General features: G+C 56.1%; 19 protein-coding genes. 8 read left to right on the top strand and 11 right to left on the bottom strand.

Annotated elements, in window-relative coordinates:
• Window positions 1–132 precede the first annotated feature (132 nt).
• A complete protein-coding gene (locus ACXAF0_RS04955; RefSeq protein ID WP_475344337.1) occupies window positions 133–870 on the top strand; it encodes a class I SAM-dependent methyltransferase in 738 nt (245 codons plus the stop codon).
• A 92-nt stretch (window positions 871–962) separates the two neighbouring features.
• Here the strand turns inward: ACXAF0_RS04955 and ACXAF0_RS04950 are convergent, their stop codons facing one another.
• The 9 genes from ACXAF0_RS04950 to ACXAF0_RS04910 form a co-directional block, all read right to left on the bottom strand.
• The gene (locus ACXAF0_RS04950; RefSeq protein ID WP_475344335.1) at window positions 963–1,466 is read right to left on the bottom strand and encodes a F0F1 ATP synthase subunit B family protein; all 504 of its coding nucleotides are present in this window, start codon (window positions 1,464–1,466) and stop codon (window positions 963–965) included.
• A gap of 4 nt (window positions 1,467–1,470) precedes the next feature.
• Window positions 1,471–1,956 carry a F0F1 ATP synthase subunit B family protein gene (locus tag ACXAF0_RS04945; RefSeq protein ID WP_475344333.1) on the bottom strand — a complete coding sequence of 162 codons (486 nt, stop codon included), beginning with the start codon at window positions 1,954–1,956 and terminating at the stop codon, window positions 1,471–1,473.
• A gap of 74 nt (window positions 1,957–2,030) precedes the next feature.
• On the bottom strand, window positions 2,031–2,255 hold the full coding sequence (locus ACXAF0_RS04940; protein WP_007089066.1) for an ATP synthase subunit C family protein: 225 nt from the start codon (window positions 2,253–2,255) through the stop codon (window positions 2,031–2,033).
• A 60-nt stretch (window positions 2,256–2,315) separates the two neighbouring features.
• On the bottom strand, window positions 2,316–3,038 hold the full coding sequence (locus ACXAF0_RS04935; RefSeq protein ID WP_475344331.1) for a F0F1 ATP synthase subunit A: 723 nt from the start codon (window positions 3,036–3,038) through the stop codon (window positions 2,316–2,318).
• Between the two features lie 21 nt (window positions 3,039–3,059).
• Window positions 3,060–3,425 (bottom strand): AtpZ/AtpI family protein, encoded by a 366-nt coding sequence (locus tag ACXAF0_RS04930; protein WP_475344330.1) that lies wholly within the window; start codon window positions 3,423–3,425, stop codon window positions 3,060–3,062.
• Window positions 3,426–3,875: 450 nt separating this feature from the next.
• Entirely contained in the window at window positions 3,876–5,207 is a 1,332-nt protein-coding gene (locus ACXAF0_RS04925; protein ID WP_475344329.1) for a class I SAM-dependent methyltransferase, read from the bottom strand.
• 88 nt (window positions 5,208–5,295) lie between these two features.
• A complete protein-coding gene (gene smc / locus ACXAF0_RS04920) occupies window positions 5,296–8,829 on the bottom strand; it encodes a chromosome segregation protein SMC (protein WP_475344328.1) in 3,534 nt (1,177 codons plus the stop codon).
• A 73-nt stretch (window positions 8,830–8,902) separates the two neighbouring features.
• Entirely contained in the window at window positions 8,903–9,499 is a 597-nt protein-coding gene (locus tag ACXAF0_RS04915; protein ID WP_475344325.1) for a thioredoxin domain-containing protein, read from the bottom strand.
• Between the two features lie 232 nt (window positions 9,500–9,731).
• Complete coding sequence (locus ACXAF0_RS04910; protein WP_475344324.1) at window positions 9,732–10,343, bottom strand: DUF721 domain-containing protein; 612 nt, start codon at window positions 10,341–10,343, stop codon at window positions 9,732–9,734.
• Window positions 10,344–10,412: 69 nt separating this feature from the next.
• Between ACXAF0_RS04910 and mutY the strand changes: the two genes are divergently transcribed.
• A complete protein-coding gene (gene mutY, locus ACXAF0_RS04905; protein ID WP_475344322.1) occupies window positions 10,413–11,492 on the top strand; it encodes an A/G-specific adenine glycosylase in 1,080 nt (359 codons plus the stop codon).
• A gap of 105 nt (window positions 11,493–11,597) precedes the next feature.
• Here mutY and ACXAF0_RS04900 read toward each other — a convergent pair whose 3' ends face one another.
• Both ACXAF0_RS04900 and ACXAF0_RS04895 read right to left on the bottom strand, forming a co-directional pair.
• Window positions 11,598–11,807 carry a hypothetical protein gene (locus ACXAF0_RS04900; protein ID WP_475344319.1) on the bottom strand — a complete coding sequence of 70 codons (210 nt, stop codon included), beginning with the start codon at window positions 11,805–11,807 and terminating at the stop codon, window positions 11,598–11,600.
• A gap of 143 nt (window positions 11,808–11,950) precedes the next feature.
• Entirely contained in the window at window positions 11,951–13,051 is a 1,101-nt protein-coding gene (locus tag ACXAF0_RS04895; RefSeq protein ID WP_475344315.1) for a DNA methyltransferase, read from the bottom strand.
• A gap of 477 nt (window positions 13,052–13,528) precedes the next feature.
• On the opposite strand from ACXAF0_RS04895, the gene ACXAF0_RS04890 reads away from it, so the two are divergent.
• From ACXAF0_RS04890 to ACXAF0_RS04865, 6 genes are all read left to right on the top strand, one after another.
• On the top strand, window positions 13,529–14,536 hold the full coding sequence (locus ACXAF0_RS04890; RefSeq protein WP_475344314.1) for a BMP family protein: 1,008 nt from the start codon (window positions 13,529–13,531) through the stop codon (window positions 14,534–14,536).
• 147 nt (window positions 14,537–14,683) lie between these two features.
• Entirely contained in the window at window positions 14,684–16,300 is a 1,617-nt protein-coding gene (locus ACXAF0_RS04885; protein WP_475344310.1) for an ABC transporter ATP-binding protein, read from the top strand.
• Entirely contained in the window at window positions 16,297–17,367 is a 1,071-nt protein-coding gene (locus ACXAF0_RS04880; protein WP_475344307.1) for an ABC transporter permease, read from the top strand. Before ACXAF0_RS04885 ends, ACXAF0_RS04880 begins: the two co-directional genes overlap by 4 nt.
• Window positions 17,368–17,383: 16 nt before the next feature.
• Window positions 17,384–18,325, top strand: coding sequence for an ABC transporter permease (locus ACXAF0_RS04875; protein WP_008889864.1), 942 nt, complete (start codon window positions 17,384–17,386; stop codon window positions 18,323–18,325).
• A gap of 48 nt (window positions 18,326–18,373) precedes the next feature.
• A complete protein-coding gene (locus tag ACXAF0_RS04870) occupies window positions 18,374–19,663 on the top strand; it encodes an amidohydrolase family protein (protein ID WP_475344302.1) in 1,290 nt (429 codons plus the stop codon).
• Between the two features lie 79 nt (window positions 19,664–19,742).
• Window positions 19,743–20,348 (top strand): flavin reductase family protein, encoded by a 606-nt coding sequence (locus tag ACXAF0_RS04865; protein ID WP_475344298.1) that lies wholly within the window; start codon window positions 19,743–19,745, stop codon window positions 20,346–20,348.
• Window positions 20,349–20,478: the final 130 nt, after the last annotated feature.

Here is a 20,478-nt window from a genome sequence, read left to right as displayed (position 1 = left end):
GCCTGCCAGAGACACCGTGGGCCGGGAATTCGCATATTACGCCCTATCAAAAGATTGGTAGACGCCGTTGGAACAGAATAACCTGTTCTAACGGGACAGAAGCCATGCTGCCATCATATGATACAGGTCGATATGCCCCAGCCACAAAACATTTATGACAATCCGGAGTTCTACACGGGTTACGCGGAACTTCGCAGATCGGGAGCCGGTCTGAACGACATCCTTGAGCAACCCGCAATTCGCAGCCTGCTGCCAAGTTCGCTGGAAGGCTTACACTTACTTGATATTGGATGCGGGTTTGGCGATTTCGCACGCTTTGCCAGATCCAAGGGCGCCGCATCGGTCACGGGAATTGATCCATCAAAAAACATGATCACTGCAGCGCGCGAGAAAACAGACGACCGCGCAATAACCTATCTCAATGGCCCGATTGAGACCTTTGAGCCTCAAACGCCTCAGACGTTTGATTGCGTAATATCTTCGTTGGCGCTTCACTATGTACAAAGCTACGAAGACGTATTGGCTAAGATTGCCTCATGGCTACCCATCAAGGGAAGGCTGATATTTTCGGTCGAGCATCCCGTATGCACAGCACTCGCCGCACAAGAATGGGCTCTGGATGCCAACGGGAAAAAGTTGCACTGGCCGCTAGATGATTACCGTGATGAGGGGCCGCGCGAAACGCGATGGTTCGTCGACGGCGTCATCAAATATCACAGAACCGTCGAAAGTTATGTCAATGGTCTACTGGACGCTGGGTTTAGCCTTCGACGTCTTCTTGAACCTGAACCCCAGGGAAATACGCAAAATCAACGCTGGGCTGATCATCGCCGACGTCCGCCATTTCTCGTGATGTCAGCCGAAAAGTAGTAACGCGCTTAGTAGGCCAGCTGGCGTTTGTCGGCCAACAAAAAACCCCGCAGCAATGCTGCGGGGTTTTTAATTTCCGGAGACCGGAAAAATCAGTTCAGACGACCTTTGATTTCCGCGATCGCGCTATCAACCAGCTCGTCTGCCTTTGCACCGGAGACCTTGTCAGAAACAAGGGCCGTGGTGGCCGCGGCTGCGATTTCGGCGACATGCGCTCGAACTTCGGCGATAGCCTGGCTTTCGAGGTTGGAGATACGATCCAGGGCCTGCTGTTCACGGCGTTTAAGGGCCGCTTTGAGCTCTGCCTGGGCGCTCTCGAGCATACGGTCGGCTTCTGCCTTGGCATGCGCGCGGATTTCGTCAGCTTCCTTGAGCGCTTCACGCTGTTTGGCCTGATAATTGGCCAGAAGCTCTTGGGCTTCTTCGCGAAGACGCTGTGCTTCGTCCAGTTCGTCAGAGATCTTCTTGGCACGTTTATCAAGTGCGCTCGAGATACCTTTGACGGCTTTGAAACCGCCAAAACCGACGACCAGCACGAAGGAAAGCGTGGTCCAGGTGTATGGATCGGTAAGGAAAGTAACCTCTTGGGTTGCCATTGTCTTACTCTCCTACGATTGCCGAAACAGCCTTGTCGGCAGTTTTGGCCTGAACCTTGACACCGATAAGTTTGTCGGTTGCTTCACGGGCAATTTCCGATGCTGCTTCTGCAACACCCGTCATTGCATCCGCTTTCGCGTCCGCAATTGCCTTTTCGGCATCAGATGTCTTTTTAGACAGCTTCTTGACCATGGCATCGGTTTTCTTGGCTTGCTCTGCAGCAGCCTTTTCCGATGCTTCGCGAATGTCTGCCTGAGCAGCCTCACGAGCTTCTGCCAAAGCAGCCTCGTATTTCGCGATGGCGGCATCGGTTTCGTCTTTCAACGCCCGAGCCTTGCCAAGGTTGTCTTCGATGGTTTTTTGACGGCGTTCAAGAACGTCACCGACCTTCGGCAGCGCGATTTTCGACATCAGGAAATACAAGATGGCGAAAATAACGAACAGCCAGAAAATCTGTTCTGAGAACGTCGCAATATCAAACTGCGGCATAGCCTACTCCCGAATTCAACGAGACCGGCGAGGGGGTGCCTCGCCGGGCCGTGTATTCGCGCAAAAGGCGCCGATTAGCCGAACAGAACGATCAGCGCAACGACGAGTGCGAACAGTGCAATAGCTTCGGTAACAGCAAAGCCGATCCAGCCATACAGTTCAACGTCGCCTTTTGCAGCCGGGTTACGGCCAACAGTCGCAATCAGGCTCGACCAGATGTTACCAACACCGATACCGGCACCAATCATGCCAATAGCAGCCAGGCCAGCACCGATCATCTTAGCAGCATCGAGTTCCATAACTTCACCCTTTCGAATTTCTTAAAGGCAATCAGAAGAGATCACACCAAACCACACACATCAGTGCATGTGGATTGCATCATGGAGATAGATGCAGGTGAGAATTGTGTAGACATAAGCCTGAAGCGCAGCAATGCCGAACTCCAGAACAGTAATCCCCGTCAGCAAAGCAAACGGAAGCACGCCGAGAATGCCAATCAGGCCAACGAACCCACCGATAACTTTCAGCATGATGTGGCCGACGGTCATGTTCGCAAACAGTCGGATCGCCAGGCTGAACGGACGAGAGAAATAGGAGATGATTTCGATCGGGATCAGAATGATCGCAGTCGCAATCGGCGCACCTTCAGGGAAGAACATCCGAAGGTAATGCGTACCATGACGCATGAAGCCGATGACCGTCACACCGAGGAAGATCACCAGAGCCATCGCAAAGGTTACAGCGATATGGCTCGTAAAGGTAAAGCTGTGCGGGATCATGCCAAGCAGGTTCCCGAACAGAACAAACATAAACAGTGTAAAGACGAACGGGAAATATTTGCGACCTGCGCTTCCCACGTTGTCCTTGAGCATATTGGCGACGAATTCATACATCACCTCGGCAGCGCCCTGCCAGCGGCCCGGAACCAGCGCGCCGCGACGCATCGAAAGCGTCATGAAGCCCGTTACGAGAACGGCTGCGATCACCATCCAAAGTGCGGAGTTGGTGAAGGAAACATCAATGCCGGCAACCGAAAGTTCGGCCAAGGGCTTGATTTCAAACTGCTCTAGCGGTCCAGCCACCGTAATCCTCGCTCAATATTATCAGGGTTCGGATTGGCCCCCGTTCCCCTGCTTGCGCTCCCCCATCGCACGACCAAGTCCGACAGCACTGTCAAAACCCTTGGCAACGCGATAAGCGTTCAAACCTCCGGCACCTGCCCCGAGAAAGACAAACAGAACAAGTAGCCAAGGCGTCGTATCAAGCACCCGATCCAGCGCCCAGCCGATCAGCAAGCCAACAAGGACAGCAGCGATCATTTCCGCCGAAATCCTCATGCCAAGCGCCATCCCTTGGGATGGTTTGCCGGTCGCCCGGTTCGGGCTGTGCAGCTCTTCGCGTTTGCCTGTTACAGCTGCCAGTTTGCTTTCAAGCTCTGCTAATGAAGCGCGATCTTTATCATCGCTCATTGTCGTGAACCCCGCTGTGGCAGCCCTGCAGACGTCGCAAGGAAATGCGCGGGCAACATACTTAGCACCCCATGGGCTGTCAAGCTGTAAAACCCCGTCTTGCGCAGCCGACGAAAACCGGAATAATTCCAATTATTTCAGTTATTTAACCCATGAAATGTGAAGGAAAACACTTTTAGAGTTAGGCAATAGTCGCAGTCACTAAAAATAACAGTAACTTGGCACACTTGGCTGCAACCGGCGGTTTTCCTTGGTTCCTGCCGATTTTAGGCGCCTCAACAGCCCAAATGACAAAGTCGGGGATTTTCACGCTGACCGGACAATTTGCCAAAATCCGGACCGAATTTTGCCAGAACCATGAAATATCGACGGATTAAAGACGGTCAGCTGGCCCGATTCACCGAGGCAGGGCAAAGCCGCCCCGCCAACCGTCTGAAACTCAAAAGCGGATTAAACCTTGCGCACGCGAAGGGTGCGTTCGCCATCCGTTTTCTGCCAGCCGTCCGGTTTGGCCGCCAGCATCCAGTCGAACTTGTGAAACAGCGCCCACACCGCCCCCAGCGTATTGATCGCAATCGAATTCATATCAATCGGCTGGGTATCAAGGATCTCATCGCGTAGAATGGCGACGATCTGGGCCACGGTGTTCTTGCCATCAAAGACTGCCAACAGGCGCGCCAGATCCGGCCCACCGGTCAGATCAACCGCATTGCCACTGCCATCTTCGATCAGAACGGGCTGACCGGCGAGTGCGACCAGATCATCAAAGAAGGTCTTGTTGGGCGGAACGAAGAAATAGGGGGCGAGTTCGGCATCCGGCAGAACCTCGGCCGTTTGGCCCTTGTCCTCGCGCGTCAGATAAAAGGCATGCAGCGGCATCGCGCCACTGAACCGTTCACAGAAGGCCTGCTGATCGCGAAGCGGCTTGGCCGCCAATTCGCGCAACAATCCCGGATCACGGACCAGATTTTCGATGTTGTAATGCGCCTTGCCGGTACCGCCAAAACCGAAGAAACCGGTAAAGGCCGCGACATGCAGCGCAGCAGACGCGGCAAAACGATACACCCCATGCACATCATAGGCGCATTCGACAGGATGAAGCAGCAGATCAACGATTTCCGGATCGTTTTCAAGCAGACCTTTGATGAAGCCCGGACCACCACCCATTTTAAGCAGCATATTATCTTCTGGCAGGGCAGAAAGCAGCGTGCGCGTCATGGCGAGCTGTTGCTGCAGGTCTTTGCCTTCGAGCAAGGGCTCGATCATTTTGCGCCATTCGGTCACCGCCAGACGGCCATGTTCGCCATACACCATGATGCCCATCGCACCATCGACCTTGAGCACGCTCGTCAGATCACGCAGGCCTTCTTCGGGGTCTTCAAGGTGGTGCAAGACACCGGCGCAATTGATGTAATCAAAAGTTTCTGGTGCGGATTTGGCGAATTCCGAAATCGTCTGGTTCACAAAGGTCACGTTGGTCAGGCCGCGGGCCTCGGTCCGGGCGCGGGCGATCTTGGTGCTGGCCTCGGACGGCTCAAGATACGTCACCGCCCCACCGACATCACGCAACTGTTCGGCCAGCCAGACCAGGGAATCACCGGTGCCGCCACCCGCGACCAGGGCGCGGAAACTGTCATCAAAGACCTTGGTCCCGCCAAAACAGTAATGATTAACCCGCGAAAGGGTATCAAGTGGCGGCATTAACAGACGATCTTTTTCCTGCTGCGGATCACGCAACGGATAGGGAAACTGTTCGTAAAGCTCGCGCACTTTTTGGGACATTCGGCCTTCACCATCATTGAGTTTCAATGATGTGTAACATCGCCCGCCCTATCAGTTTATTAATGAGATGCTTATTAAGCGGCTGGGATCAGTTGGTGAAGTCGAGCTCGGTCTGTTCTTTCTTGGAATAGACTTCTGCCTGATGCAGATCGACCGATACCAGCGAGGAAACACCGCGTTCGGCCATGGTCACACCAAACAGACGGTTCATCCGGGCCATGGTCATACGGTGGTGGGTGATGACGAGGAAGCGGGTATTAGCATGACGACCAATGGCCTCCAACAGCTTGCAGAAACGGTCAACGTTGGCGTCATCAAGCGGGGCGTCGACCTCATCAAGCACGCAGATCGGGGCCGGGTTGGTCAGGAAGACCGCAAACAGCAAGGCCACAGCGGTCAGGGCCTGCTCACCGCCAGACAGCAGTGAAAGATGCTGAAGCTTTTTGCCCGGCGGGGATGCCATGATCTCAAGCCCGGCTTCAAGCGGATCATCCGCCTCGGTCAGCATCAGATGCGCACCACCGCCCCCAAACAGGCGGACAAACAGTTGCTGGAAGTGCTTGTCGACCTCGTCAAAGGCAGCCTTAAGGCGCGCACGGGCTTCGCGGTTGAGCTGATTGATGCCATTGCGCAGCTTTTCAATGGCAGCAATCAAATCATCGCGTTCGGACACCATGGTGTCTTTCTGTTCCTGCATCTCGGCCAACTCGACCTCGGCCCGCAGGTTTACCGCCCCCAGATTTTCGCGTTCGCGGGTCTGGCGTTGCAGGCGGGCTTCGATATCGCCTTCGCTCGGCAATTCCTTGGTCAGATCAATCTGACCAAGTTCAACGAGCTGATCCGGGGTGGCGTTGACGCGTTCGCGGATACGTTCAATCAGATCGCGGCGATGTTGTTCGGCCTGCTCAAGCAAGGCTTCACAACGCACGCGGCCTTCGCGGGCCTCGGCCAGTTTTTGTTCGGCTTCACGCAGGTTCATGTCCGCTTCGCGCTGCGCATTTTCGGCGCGCTGCAATTCATCAGCAGTTTCTTTGCGGGTCGCATCGGAAAGTTCGATCCGGTCTGACAGGATGGCGCGGCGCTCTTCCATCTCTTCGGGCTTGAGTTCAAGCTCCTCGATCTCCATGCGGGCTTCTTCCTGACGTTCGCGCAGTTCGGCAACCCGTTCACCGGCCCCGGATGCCCGTTCGTTCCAGGTGGCAATTTCGTTTTCAACAAATTCAAGACGTTTGCGCCGGCCCGACATGGTGCTTTGCATGCGTTCAAGCTGGCTTCGAGCCTCCATCTGATCGGCGCGCGCATCAGCCAGATTGGCGCGTTTCTCGATCAGTTCGGCCTTGATTTCCATCAGGCCTTCGCTGCTTTCTTCCGGCAGGGCGGCCAGCTCTTCCTGTTCGGCAATCAGTTCATCAAGGTCCTGCTTGGCGCGCTTTTCGGCCTCTTCGGCATTCTGAAGGCGGCTTTCGATGGCGCTGGCATCGCGTTTGATATTGGCGATTTCCTCACGCGCGGAGGACGCGGCATTTTCCGCATCGCGCACTGCGCGGTGGGATTCCTGCTCCGCTGTTCGGGCCGCCTCGATTTCTTCGTCCAGGCGTTCGACATTTTCACTGGCGATCTCGGCACGTTCGCTTGCGGCTTCGACCACCGCATCGGCTTCTTCCAGTTCGCCACGCAGTTCTTCAAGGCGGTTGCGCTGACGCAGGCGCACAGCAGCAGGCAATTCCGCCCCGGCAAGAACGCGATAGCCATCCCACCGCCAAAGTGCACCTTCGCGCGAGACAAGTCGCTGACCAACCTTCAGGTTCTTGGCAAGGAAGTTTCCGGTCGCTTCGTCATCGACAATGCCGATCTGCCACAGACGACGGTTTAAAAGTGCGGGTGCCTCGACATATTTGGCAAGTGCCGTCACACCATCGGGCAAGGCCGGATCATCGGTCGCCGGATCAATCGTCGCCCAATGCATTGCGGCATCGATCGCATCCGGGGCATCAAGGTCCTCGCCAAGGGCCGCGGCCATGGCCAGTTCAAAGCCGCCCTGCACCGTAATGTTTTCAATCACGCCCGGATATTTGTCGTCGTCACCGCCGCGCAAAAGGCTTTCAAGTGCTTCAATCTCGGCGGTCAGGCGGGCCTTGCGGCTTTCGGCATCGCGCAGGGCATCGCGGGCATCGCTTTCCGCGGTTTTCAGACCATCTTCGCGGTCACGCATTTCGGCAAGACGCATCTCGGCTTCTTCGACCGCCATCTTGCGCTGTTCGACCAGCTCCTCGCACTCTTCAAGATGCATGCTGGCTTCTTCAAGCGCCTCGGAAAAGTCGGCTTCAATGCGAATATCATCAAGCTTGGCGACGGCTTCATCATGGCGTTCGGTCAGGCGTGACCGGCGGGCATTAAGCTCGCTTAAACGCTGCTGAACCGATTTAAGGCGTGCCTCTTCCTCGGCGACCTTGTTGGTCATGGCATCGACGTCGGTTTCAAGCTCTTCAACCCGAAGGGCCTTTTCAGATGCCACTTCGCAGGCTTCATCAAGCGCGTCGTCTTCGCCGCCTTGGGCCTCGCTCAGTTCTTCGCGTTCGTCCTGAAGTTTTTTAAGCGCACCTTCGGCGTCACTTGCCAGTTCTGCCTCGCGGGCAAGGTCGGCATCGATCTGCTGGATGCGCCCGCGCAGCTGACCCATCTGGGTTTCGATCTGCGCCTTGTCCTTATCCAAGCCTTCACGTTCGATCAAAAGGCGCTGCAGGGCGGCGGCGGCCTCGGACTCTTTTTTACGAAGATCAGGCAGGCTTGCGGCGACATGGGCCTGAACTGTTGTCGCCTCGGTCACCGACGAGGTCAGATCACGCACCGCACTTTCACCGGCGACCAGCAATTCACGGGCGTCTTCCTGACGTTTCAGGGCATCGGTCCAGCGGATATGGAACAGCAAGGCCTCGGTCTGGCGGACACTTTCAGAAAGCTTGCGATAGCGTTCGGCCTGTCTTGCCTGTTTTTGCAGGGAAGCGATTTGACCATCAAGCTGCAACAGAACGTCTTCAAGACGTTCCATATTCTGCTCAGCGTTCTTAAGACGCAGCTCTGCCTCGTGACGGCGCGAATGCAGGCCGGTGATACCAGCGGCTTCTTCAAGGATCAGGCGACGCTGGATCGGTTTGGCCCCGATCAGGGCGCCAATTTTGCCCTGGGACACCATGGCGTTTGAGCGCGCACCGGTCGCGGCATCGGCAAACAGCAATTGCACATCACGGGCACGGACGTCCTTGCCATTGACGCGATAGTTCGACCCGCCGCCGCGTTCAATACGGCGCGTGACCTCAAGCATGTCGAAATCATTAAACATCGCGGGCGCCTTGCGCTCGCTATTATCAAGGGTCACAGAAACTTCGGCGACGTTACGTGCGGGGCGGCTTGATGTGCCGCCAAAAATAACGTCGGACATGTCAGAACCGCGCATCTGCTTGGCTGATGTTTCGCCCATCACCCAGCGCAGTGCTTCGACAAGATTGGATTTGCCACAGCCGTTCGGGCCGACAACACCGGTCAGCCCGTCTTCAACGAGTAGATCTGTTGAATCGACGAAGGATTTAAACCCCGTCAGCTTTAGCGATTTAAACTGGACCAATCATGTCCCCCGGTCCGACCCTGTCCCCTGTTGCCGAACACCGCGGATGCGGTGTCCGGCAGAATTGTTTTGGTTAGTCGATAAGGTCTTCGACTTTTTCGATAAAGAATTCCGCATCGCGCGAACCAGCAATGGTGTCGCCGTCCAGCACAAAGCTCGGCGTGGAATTGACGTTGAATTCCTGTTCACCGGTCATGCGCGACCCGACGATACCGTCAATCAGTTCCTGATCGGCAATGCAGGCATCCACCGCATCACCGGTCATGCCGGCAAAGCGTACCACTTCCTTGATGCTGCCAATCGGGTCCTGCGAACGTGCCCATGTCAGCTGGGATTTGAACAGCATGCCCAGAACACCGAAATAGCGATCTTCGCCCGCGCACTGCGCGATGGCCGCGGCCCGCAGGGCAACACCATCAAGCGGATAGTCGCGGAAGATCAGCTTCAGCTTGCCGGTATCAATCAGCTTTTCCTTGATCTCAGGCAGAACCTCGGTGTGGAAGGACGCACAATGCGGGCAGGTCAAAGATGCATATTCAATCATCGTGACCGGCGCATTTGCATCTCCCATCACATGTTCTTTCCATTCAACTGCTTGTGCCTGTTGGGTGCTTGCCACACCAACCATCATCAAAAAAGCACCAGCAAGAAACTTAACTGCCTTTAGCAAGGAAACCTCCGTTAAAACAAAGTTTTGTGATTACAAGCCTGTTGCAGCGCGGGAGTCAACACACCCCCGAAAACGGCTATGCCACCAACGAGTCGCCAAGTTGGCGCGCAATTGCGGCAACTCCGTGATCGTTCATTTCAATAAACTGATTCGATTATCCCCGACGCACAAGACAACAGGCCGTGATCACGCAACGCGCGGTTAACAGCCCCCGCCAACCGTGGTGAATGCCTTATTTCTTGCCAGGTTTGGGGCGCAGACCACCGCTTGCGCCTGCGATATGACGGCCAAGACGGGTCAGCACTTCGCGCAGGTGGGGATCTTCGATCTTTTCGAGGTCGGCCTGACTGGTTGGGCTGATGTCCGCTTCGGGCACTTCGGCCGGGCGATGGACGGTGCGTTCGGGGCGCGAAATATCGCCCTGAAGCATGGTGATCTTGTTGATCGCACGATAGCCGAAATAGCTGTTCACCCGCTCGATGATCTGCGGCATGCGATGTTGAAGTTCAAGCGCAACCGGGCCAACCACCCGGATCAGCAAGGTACCGCCGGCAATGCTTTCTTTGGGCGGCGGGCTATATTTCAGCGGCATGGTATATTGTTCAAGATCACGCCCGACGATCTCGGCCCAATGCAGGATGATCTCGGTCTGGAAAAAGCCGCGTTTGCGCACAAGTGGCCGGGTCAGATTACCCACAAGCGGGGCAACATTGCGAAGTCCCATGCGGCGCTCCGAACTGCCCAGCGGGGAAAATCCCTGCTTCTTTTTTGGTGCGACAGACTTCGATGCCTGATCCAGCACCGAGCCACTTTTCGTACCAATACTATCTTTTTTCTTGCTCACGCCCGCTTCTTTCGTAGGGTCTGCATAACTTCGGACCAGATCCGTAAAACAACATAACACGGGATCGACGTGCATTTCACCCATCAGGACACCCAACGCCTCGCAGCAACCATGCTGGAATGGTATGACCGCCATCACCGCACCCTGCCCTGGCGATCAGAACCCGGCGAGACGCCCGATCCGTATCACGTCTGGCTCAGCGAAATCATGCTGCAACAAACCACCGTGCAAACGGTGGGACCCTATTTTGCGGCCTTTCTGAACCGCTGGCCAACGGTGACCGATCTTGCCAATGCCGAACTTGATGATGTTCTGCATGCCTGGCAAGGGCTTGGGTATTATGCCCGTGCGCGCAACCTGCATAAATGCGCCAAGGTGGTCGCCACTGACTATGACGGTGTTTTTCCCGATACCGAGGAAGGCTTGCTGAAACTGCCGGGCATTGGTCCCTATACCGCCTGCGCAGTTGCCGCCATTGCCTTTAACCGCCATGCCAGCCCGGTGGATGGCAATATCGAACGGGTAATTTCGCGCCTGTTTGCGCTGGAAACGCCGTTGCCTGACGTCAAACCAGAAATCAAGGAAAAGTCGGCCGCCCTGACCCCATCCGATCGCCCCGGTGATTACGCCCAGGCATTGATGGATTTGGGTGCGACCGTTTGCACCCCGCGCAATCCGGCATGTGGCATTTGTCCGTGGCAGGCCGATTGCGAAGGCCGCAAGTCCGGCATCGCGCCCGACCTTCCCAAGAAACGCAAAAAGGAGCCGAAACCGACCCGGGTCGGCTATGCCTTCTGGATCCGGCGCGAAGATGATGGCCGCATTCTGGTGCGCCGTCGCCCGGAAAAGGGATTGCTGGGCGGCCTTTACGAAGTGCCCGGCAGTGACTGGCGCGCGATCGAGGCGCCTGATGATGTCATGCTCTCCGAGGCGCCGGTATCAGCCAAATGGTCGGAGCTTGATGGCACGGTTGGCCATACCTTCACGCATTTTCATCTCAATGTCAGCGTACTGGCCACAAGCCTGCCCGCGCAGGAGGCCGACAAACTTGATGGCAGCTGGACAACCATTGACGGGCTTTCGGATTTTGCCCTGCCGACGGTGATGAAAAAGATCGTGCGCCATGCCCTGAAATACGGGCCGGATTGATCGCAGTTCTTTCGCGGCATAAACCCCGCGCAGTTAACCAGCGCAATTAAAAAGGCCCGCGGTCAAAACCACGGGCCTTTTGTTTTTGAACCTCGCGCGGCGCGATCAGGCGTAAATGTCGATCACCTGTCCGCGGCCCTCTGTCGGGGTCGGCGCGGCCTGCTGCGACGTTTCGGCTTCTGCTGTTTGCTCTACCCGCTGTGTCGGCGGTGAATTCAGGTCATTATTGCCCGTTTCAGCAATCGGCGCGGCTGCCTGCTGAATTTGGACCGGGTTGGGTGCGTATGCGGCACCCCCTACTGCACCTGGCTGCATCTTTGTCTCCATCTATCCTTGCGGATAAGCATTGATCTCGAAAATATAGCAATAATTTCGAAAAAAAGCAAAACCGGCGGGTTTTGCAACCACGCCGGTTCTTTTGGGCATCAATGATTTAGCCGGAGTTTTCCCGGTTCGGATCAGGCGGGGACCTGACCCATTTCCTTGCGCAGCTGGCTGCGCAGGTTATCGATCGAAACCAGTCGGCCATCGCACTTGTAATGCCAATAAGTCCAACCATTACAAGCCTGTGCGCCCTGAACATGCGCGCCGACCTGATGGATTGAGCCGGCATTGTCCTTGTGACTGATCGAGCCATCTGCACGCACCATCGCGGCCACATTGCCCCGGTTGTCATAGATCTTGTCGCCCGGTGCAAGCAGGCCACGTTCGATGACCGCACCAAACGGAATACGCGGCAGGGAACGCTTCGACTCGGTCAGCTCAAGGCTGTCACCATCAAGCATCTGGACCTTGGCAATGCGATCACGCGCAGCTTCCGCATAGCTTTCTTCTCGTTCCAGACCGATGAAGTGACGGCCCAGACGACGAGCCGCCGCACCGGTCGTGCCCGTGCCAAAGAACGGGTCAAGCACCACGTCACCCTGACGGGTGGTTGCCATCAGAACACGCTGAAGGAGTGCTTCGGGCTTCTGGGTCGGATGGACCTTCTTGCCCTTGTCATCCTTGAGACGCTCAGAGCCCGAGCAAATCGGCATCAACCAGTCAGAGCGCATCTGCAAGCCTTCATTGAGCTGCTTCATCGCTTCGTAGTTAAAGGTGATGGCTTTCTGTTCTTCGCTTTTCGAGCACCACAGAAGGGTCTCGTGCGCGTTGCAGAAACGCTTGCCGCGGAAGTTCGGCATCGGGTTGGTTTTACGCCAGACGATATCATTGAGGATCCAGAACCCGATATCCTGCAGCGTATTCCCGACACGATAAATGTTGTGATACGAACCGATCACCCAGATCGCACCGGTATCCTTAAGCACACGGCGGGCCGCAGTCAGCCAGTCACGGGTGAACTCGTCATAGTGACGGAAGCTGTCAAACTGATCCCAATGGTCGTCAACGGCGTCGACCTTGGAATTGTTCGGACGTAGCAGATCACCGCCAAGCTGAAGGTTATAGGGCGGATCGGCAAAGATCAGATCGACGGATTTTTCCGGCAGGCTGTTCATCAGTTCGATGCAATCGCCAACCATCACCTGATCAAGTGGTAAAGATGTCTTTTTTGTCATGATGCCTTCTAGGTTCCCCCTTGAAATCTTGATGAAAGCATCAACGGAAATAGTTAATGAAAGAGTTAACCGACTCCGAAATTTTTCAAGGATTCGCATTGTGCTAGAAAGTGCGTCACCTGTTTAGACAATCTTAACTGCTATGGTCGAAAAACCGGAAGATTTTGGCCCGTTACACCAAAAACCGAACAGGTCGGTTATACAGCCCGGACTCGGTAAATCAACGTCGGGCTCAACGGTGCCAATCGGGAACAGAAAACGCCTGCCCCACCTCATGGCTGAGCAAAAACCGGCCAATTGCGCGCGGAAATTTAATCCAATCCCCGTTCATTCCCAGCGACTTACACCAAAGAGCGGAAAACTGACCATTTGGACAGAAGGTGCTTTGCCTCTTTTGTGATCGCGTATACAATCTGCTCACAATCTATGCAAAAGGTTGAGTTTCGCATAACGGCAATAATCCGCAGGGGGACAAAAATGAAGTCTGGTACTTTCCGCCTAACGCGTCGTGCCATGCTGTCGGCCATCGCTGGCGCAGCCGCCGTCGTTTCGTTTGGCTTTGGTGCACCGGCCCAGGCCGCCGATCCGCTCAAGGTTTCGGCGATCTACACCGTTCCGGTCGAACAGCAGTGGGTTTCGCGCATTCACAAGGCGCTTAACGCGGCTGAAGCACGCGGCGATATTTCCTATGAGTTTTCTGAAAACGTCGCCAACACCGACTATGAGCGCGTCATGCGCGAATATGCCGAAAACGGTTCTGATCTGATCGTTGGTGAAGTCTTTGGTGTCGAACGCGCCGCCCGCAAGGTTGCGGCTGACTATCCGGAAACCGCGTTTCTGATGGGTTCGAGCTTCGCACCGGACGGGGAAAACTTCTCGGTCTTTGACAACTTTATCCATGAGCCGAGCTATCTTGTCGGCATGGCGGCTGGTAAGGCCACCGAAACCAACAAAATCGGCATGGTTGGCGGCTTTGCCATCCCGGAAGTGAACCGTCTGATGCATGCCTTCATGGCAGGTGCAAAATCGGTCAATCCGGATGTCGAGTTCATGGTGACCTTCATCAACAGCTGGTACGATCCGCCCAAGGCAAAAGAAGCAGCCTTTGCCATGATCGATAATGGCGCGGACATCATGTATGCCGAACGCTTTGGCGTTTCCGATGCCGCCAAGGAACGCGGCATTCTGGCCGTTGGTAACGTGATCGACACGGCGGCGGATTACCCGGGCACCATTCTGGGTTCCGCACTTTGGCACATGGAAGCCACCATTGACCACGCGATTGAGGCGGTCAAAGCTGGTGAATTCAAAGCCGAAGATTACGGCAAATTCAGCTACATGGAATTTGGCGGCGGTTCTGTCGTTCTCGATCCGGCCCTGCTGCCGGACGGTACGGTCGAAGAAGTCGAAGCCAAACAGGCTGAAATCCTTGATGGGTCCTTCACTGTCGAAGTAAACGACGAAGAACCGAAATCAACGATGTAAGATTTCCGTGAACTTATTGGGCAGTTCGGTGTAACAATCGAACTGCCCTTTGTCGTTTACGACATGATAGGGTCTTACACCCGATCCCACCACGAATACGCCCACAGCCCCACAGCGTGACGCATAAAAACAAAACGGATTACCCGAATGTCATCTGCTGCGCACACATCACCCGAAACGTCGCAAGACGTGCTGCTGTCGCTGGCAGCTGTCACCAAAAGATTTGGCCCACTCGTTGCCAATGACGCCATCGACCTGACCGTTCAAAAGGGCGAAATCGTCGCCCTTCTTGGTGAAAACGGTGCGGGTAAAACCACCCTGATGAATATCCTGTTCGGTCACTATGTCGCAGACGAAGGCACCGTTACGGTCGCCAGTCGCGCAGGTGAGCTTGAACAGCTTGAACCGGGCGCCCCGCAGGCTGCCCTTGATGCCGGGATCGGCATGGTTCACCAACATTTCACCCTGGCCGAAAACCTGACCGGGCTTGATAACATTGTCCTTGGGACCGAACCGATTTTCAGGCTGCGGCGTGATCACAGCAGCGCGCGCGCAAAGCTTGGCGAACTGATGGCCGGATCTGGCTTGAATGTCGATCTGGATCAGCCGGTCCACAAACTGACCGTTGGCGAAAAGCAGCGCGTGGAAATTCTCAAGGCGCTGTATCGCGATGCGCGCTTGCTTGTGCTTGATGAACCAACGGCGGTTTTGACCCCGCAAGAAGCCGACAGTCTGTTTGCCATCCTGCGCACGTTGGCCGCAAACGGCCTTGCCGTGATCATCATCGCCCACAAACTGGCCGAGGTTCTGGCTGTTTCGCACCGGATCGCCGTGCTGCGTGGCGGGGCAAAGGTTGGCGAGATGAAAACAAGCGACGCCGATCATAAATCCATTGCCGAACTGATGGTTGGTCGCGAAGTCCCCGCCAGCCGACGCACCCCGCGCGAAGCCGGAAAGCCGGTGATCACCCTTCATGAGGTTACCATTGATCGCGGGGATTCCCGCCGGTCCCTGCATGGGGTAAATGTCACCGCCCGCGAAGGCGAAATTCTCGGAATTGCCGGGGTATCGGGCAACGGTCAGGCAGCACTGGCACAGTTGATCGCCGGGCTTGATAAACCCGATAGCGGCACGGTCGAGATATTTGGTGAAACCGTCACCAAGTTTGACGCCCATAAATTTGCCCAGAACGGCATCGCCCGCATTCCCGAAGACCGTCATCATGACGGTATGGTCGGGTCGATGACAGTGGCCGAAAACATTGCGATCGAGGATGTCCGAAGTGCGGATTACCAGAAACTCGGTTTCCTTGATTTCGATGCCATCCGCAAACGTGCCGAACATGCGATTAGCGATTATGACGTGCGCTGCCCCGGCCCGGATGCCCCGGCGCGCCTTTTGTCAGGTGGGAATATTCAGAAATTGATCCTGGCACGTGTTTTGGAAAAATCACCAAGGCTGATCCTTGCCAATCAACCGTCACGCGGCCTTGATGTTGGCGCGCAATCAGAAGTCCATCGTCGCTTGCTTGAAGCCCGCCAAGGCGGGGCGGCAGTGATATTGATCTCCGAAGACCTTGATGAACTTCTGACGATTTCCGATCAGATCGCCGTGATCCATGCCGGGCACATTACGCCCGCCATGCCCACCGACAGCATTGATCGGTCCGAACTGGGTCTGATGATGGCCGGACAAAAAGCGGCACCTCATGCCTCGAATGCCCCCAATGCGAAAGAGACCACCAATCCGGGAGAAACGGCATGATCCGCTTTGAACCCCGCAATAATCCCGGCCCGTTTCTGGTGTATGGCGTGCCGGTTCTGGCCGCGACGATTGCCATTCTTCTGGCCGCCATTCCGCTTGCCCTTGCCGGTGCCCCGATTATTGAGGCCTATGGCCTTATGATCAGTGGTGCCTTTGGCTCGGTCTTTTCGATCTCGGAAATGCTGACCCGTGCAACGCCGCTGATCCTGACCGGGCTTGCCGCTGCCATCGCATTCCGCGCCAAGCTTTGGAATATTGGTGCGGAAGGTCAGCTTTACATGGGGGCCATGGCCGCCGTTGCCACTGGTTCGGGCGTGATTGACGGACCAAGCTGGGTGATGGTCCCGGTTGTGATCCTTGCCGGTATGGCAGCCGGGGCGCTTATGCTGATTGGCCCGACGCTGTTGAAAACCCGCCTTGGCGTGGATGAGGTCGTTACCACCCTTCTGTTGAACTTCATTGTCTTGCTGTTTGTGCAGATGATGCTTGAAGGGGCGCTTAAAGACCCGATGTCGATGGGCTGGCCGCAATCCGAACCGGTCATCGACAGTGCCGCTTTCCCGGCACTTCTGGAACGCATGCGGGTGCATATAGGCCTAATCATTGCACTTGTGTCCGCCGTTGCCTTGGCGGTTTTCGTCAAACGCACGATCTGGGGCTTTGAAATTCGGGCGGTTGGGGAAAATGCTGCTGCTGCCAAGTTCTCCGGCATTTCGGTAACCAAAACCATGATCCTGGTTGCAGCCCTTTCCGGTGGTCTGGCGGGTCTGGCCGGTGTATCGGAAGTGGCCGGCACACGTGGCTATCTTGCAACCGATCTGTCACCGAGCTATGGCTATGCCGGGATCGTGGTGGCTATGCTTGCCCGTCTGTCGCCGATCGGAGTGATCGCATCGGCCTTGTTTGTCGCATCCGTTTTCGTCGGTGCAGATTCCATGAGCCGCGCGATTGGCGTTTCAAGCTATCTGGCGGATCTGATTGTTGCCATGGCATTGCTGTGCGTTTTGATCGGCGGGTTCCTGACCCGGTTTAAAGTTCACTTTGATCGCAAATCGGCGCACGGCTAGGGCAAGGGAAAAGACCATGGAAATCATTGATATTCTTCTTGCCGCCAGCTTCTGGGAAGCCGCCATTCGCATCGCGACGCCGCTGATCTTTGGCGTTCTGGGCGCACTGATTTGCGAAAGGGCCGGTGTCCTTAACCTCGGGATCGAGGGCATCTTTACCGCTGGCGCCATGGCGGGCTGGATGGCTGTATGGCTTGGTGCCGGGCTTTGGGGTGGCGTATTGGTTGCCGCCCTTGCCGGGGCGTTCTTTGGCCTGATCCATGCGATCCTGACCGTGCCCTTGGGGCTGAGCCAGCATGTCTCGGGGATTGGCGTGACACTGCTTGCAACCAGCCTGTCCTATTTCACCTATCGCACGGCTTTACCCGATGTTTCGTCCCCACCCCGGATCGAGCCGTTCCGACCGCTTGATATTCCGTTCCTGTCGGACCTTCCCTTCATCGGGCAGGCTCTGTTTTCGCAAACGGCGATGACGATGCTGGCCCTTGTTCTGGTGTTTGTAACCGGCTGGGTTTTGTATCGCACCCCGCTGGGTCTTGCGATCCGGGCAGTTGGCGACAACCCGTCCTCGGTCGAGGCACAGGGTCTTTCGGTTTATGGCCTTCGTATCGGGGCGGTCGTGGTTGGCTCATCGCTCATGGCATTGGGCGGCGCGTTTTTGACCATGTCGGCCTTTGATGCGTTCTTCTTTGGCATGATCAATGGACGCGGCTGGGTCTGTATTGCGCTGACCGTGTTTGCCAGCTGGCGACCGGGCAAGGCCTTGATCGGGGCGTTGCTGTTTGGGGCCTTCGATGCGTTTCAGGTGCGTCTTCAGACCGAGGTCGGCGCATTCCTGCCATCGCAGGTCTTCCTGATGATGCCCTATATCCTGTCGATCATTGCGCTTATTGTTGTCGCCCGCAAAGCCGATTACCCCAAGGCGCTTCTTGTGCCATGGTTCAAGGGACAGCGATAAGCTGCGCATACCATTTGTGACTGCCACCACCAGACCAAGGATGACATCATGCAACCCGATCTGATCCTGAAAAATGCCAATATCGCCAACGGCCAGACCGGCGTCGATATTGCCTGTCAGAATGGCAAGATTGTCGAGATCGCCAGTCACATTGACGTTCCGGCGGTCGAGGTGCTTGATTGCGGCGGCATGCTGGTCAGCCCGCCCTTCGTCGACAGCCACTTCCACATGGATGCGACGCTTTCACTGGGGCTGCCGCGCATGAATGAGTCGGGCACGCTGCTCGAAGGCATCGCGCTTTGGGGGGAGCTCAAACCGCTTCTGACGCCCGAAGCGGTGATCGAACGCGCGCTGAAATACTGTGATTTGGCGGTATCAAAAGGCCTGCTTGCCATCCGCAGCCATGTTGATGTCTGCGATGATCGTTTGCTGGCGGTGGATGCCCTTTTGGAAGTCAAGAAACAGGTCGCACCCTATATCGATCTGCAACTCGTGGCCTTCCCGCAGGATGGCTATCTGCGCAGCCCGACAGCCAAGAACAATGTCATTCGCGCCCTTGATAAGGGGGTGGATGTGGTGGGCGGCATTCCGCATTTCGAACGTACCATGGCCGATGGTGCGCAAAGCATTACGGATCTTTGCCAGATGGCGGCGGACCGTGGGCTTATGGTTGATATGCATTGCGATGAGTCGGATGATCCGCTGTCGCGCCATATCGAAATGCTGACCTATGAAACGCAGCGTCTTGGGCTTAATGGCCGGGTGGCGGGATCACACCTGACATCGATGCATTCGATGGATAATTATTACGTCTCCAAGCTGATCGCGCTGATGGCCGAGGCAGAGGTCTCCGCCATCGCCAACCCGCTGATCAACATCACCCTGCAGGGTCGCCACGATACCTACCCCAAACGCCGCGGCATGACCCGTGTACCGGAATTGCGCAACGCCGGGCTCACAGTGGCCTTTGGTCATGATTGTGTCATGGATCCCTGGTATTCGATGGGATCGGGTGACATGCTTGAGGTCGCCTCCATGGGGATGCACGTTGCCCAGATGACCTCGCGCGATGATATCCGCGCCTGCTTTGATGCCGTCACCACCCAACCGGCCAAGATCCTCGGCCTTGAGGGTTACGGGATTGAGGTCGGCAACAAGGCGGACTTCGTCATCCTTCAGGCCCGAGACACCATCGAGGCCATCCGCATGCGCGCCAATCGCCTGTTTGTCATCAAGAACGGCAAAATCATCGCCGAAACCCCGATGCCCCAGACTCGCCTGCACCTTTCCGACCGCCCCGAACATGTGCGTGAACATGATTACGCACCGGGCCAATAACAGGCCGGACAATTATCGGTGATCCAAACGGGCTGCGACACCGGATAAGGAACAGCACGCAAACAGATCAGGACACACCATGTTCTACGAACCGGGAAAAACCGCGCATAACCTGCCGCATGATCCGTTCAAGGCCTGTGTGGCGCCGCGTCCGATTGGCTGGGTGTCGACGGTTGATGTCGATGGTCGCCCTAACCTTGCACCCTATTCGTTTTTCAATGCGGTGCATGGCAATCCGCCGATGGTGATGTTTTCGTCGGGCGGCTCGGTCGACAGTTTGCGCAATGCGCGCGATACCGGCGAATTTGTGGTTGGTGTTGCCCCGAAGGCGTTGCTGAAGGAACTTAACTTTTCCTCCGCCCCGTTGCCGCCAGGCGAAGACGAATTTGAATATGCAGGCCTGGAAAAACTACCTGCCCAGTGCGTCAAACCGCACCTGATCAGGGGTGTGCCAGTGCATATGGAATGCAAGGTTTTCCAGATCGTCGATCTGCCAAGCGCCAATCCCGAACGTCCCTGTGCCATGGTGATTGGTACGGTGGTCGGCATGCATATTGATGACGCCATCATTCGCGACGGGATGGTGGATATCACCCTGTTTGAGCCGCTCGCACGCCTTGGCTATCAGGAATATGCCAGCGTTTCGGAGACCTTTACGGTGCGCCGTGAGGATTTCTGGAAGTAGTCCGGCAACAGATGCCTCGTTGCCAAACATCTGATTTGTTTCATCAAAGCGACGCACAAGCGCAAACAAACTGTCACACAGACCCCTTAATGTGAACAGGAACACAGTTCGCCCGAGCATTGCGGGCTTG

The organism is Thalassospira sp. ABD4_177, assembly GCF_056160125.1.
This window is presented reverse-complemented; position numbering and strand designations above follow the sequence as displayed.

Bases quoted from the DNA above. Each gene is read 5' to 3' on its own strand.
- ACXAF0_RS04955 (WP_475344337.1), top strand. From the start codon at position 133: ATGCCCCAGCCACAAAACATTTATGACAATCCGGAGTTCTACACGGGT.
- ACXAF0_RS04950 (WP_475344335.1), bottom strand. From the start codon at position 1,466: ATGGCAACCCAAGAGGTTACTTTCCTTACCGATCCATACACCTGGACC.
- ACXAF0_RS04945 (WP_475344333.1), bottom strand. From the start codon at position 1,956: ATGCCGCAGTTTGATATTGCGACGTTCTCAGAACAGATTTTCTGGCTG.
- ACXAF0_RS04940 (WP_007089066.1), bottom strand. From the start codon at position 2,255: ATGGAACTCGATGCTGCTAAGATGATCGGTGCTGGCCTGGCTGCTATT.
- ACXAF0_RS04930 (WP_475344330.1), bottom strand. From the start codon at position 3,425: ATGAGCGATGATAAAGATCGCGCTTCATTAGCAGAGCTTGAAAGCAAA.
- ACXAF0_RS04925 (WP_475344329.1), bottom strand. From the start codon at position 5,207: ATGTCCCAAAAAGTGCGCGAGCTTTACGAACAGTTTCCCTATCCGTTG.
- ACXAF0_RS04900 (WP_475344319.1), bottom strand. From the start codon at position 11,807: ATGCAGCCAGGTGCAGTAGGGGGTGCCGCATACGCACCCAACCCGGTC.
- ACXAF0_RS04895 (WP_475344315.1), bottom strand. From the start codon at position 13,051: ATGACAAAAAAGACATCTTTACCACTTGATCAGGTGATGGTTGGCGAT.
- ACXAF0_RS04890 (WP_475344314.1), top strand. From the start codon at position 13,529: ATGAAGTCTGGTACTTTCCGCCTAACGCGTCGTGCCATGCTGTCGGCC.
- ACXAF0_RS04885 (WP_475344310.1), top strand. From the start codon at position 14,684: ATGTCATCTGCTGCGCACACATCACCCGAAACGTCGCAAGACGTGCTG.
- ACXAF0_RS04880 (WP_475344307.1), top strand. From the start codon at position 16,297: ATGATCCGCTTTGAACCCCGCAATAATCCCGGCCCGTTTCTGGTGTAT.
- ACXAF0_RS04875 (WP_008889864.1), top strand. From the start codon at position 17,384: ATGGAAATCATTGATATTCTTCTTGCCGCCAGCTTCTGGGAAGCCGCC.
- ACXAF0_RS04870 (WP_475344302.1), top strand. From the start codon at position 18,374: ATGCAACCCGATCTGATCCTGAAAAATGCCAATATCGCCAACGGCCAG.
- ACXAF0_RS04865 (WP_475344298.1), top strand. From the start codon at position 19,743: ATGTTCTACGAACCGGGAAAAACCGCGCATAACCTGCCGCATGATCCG.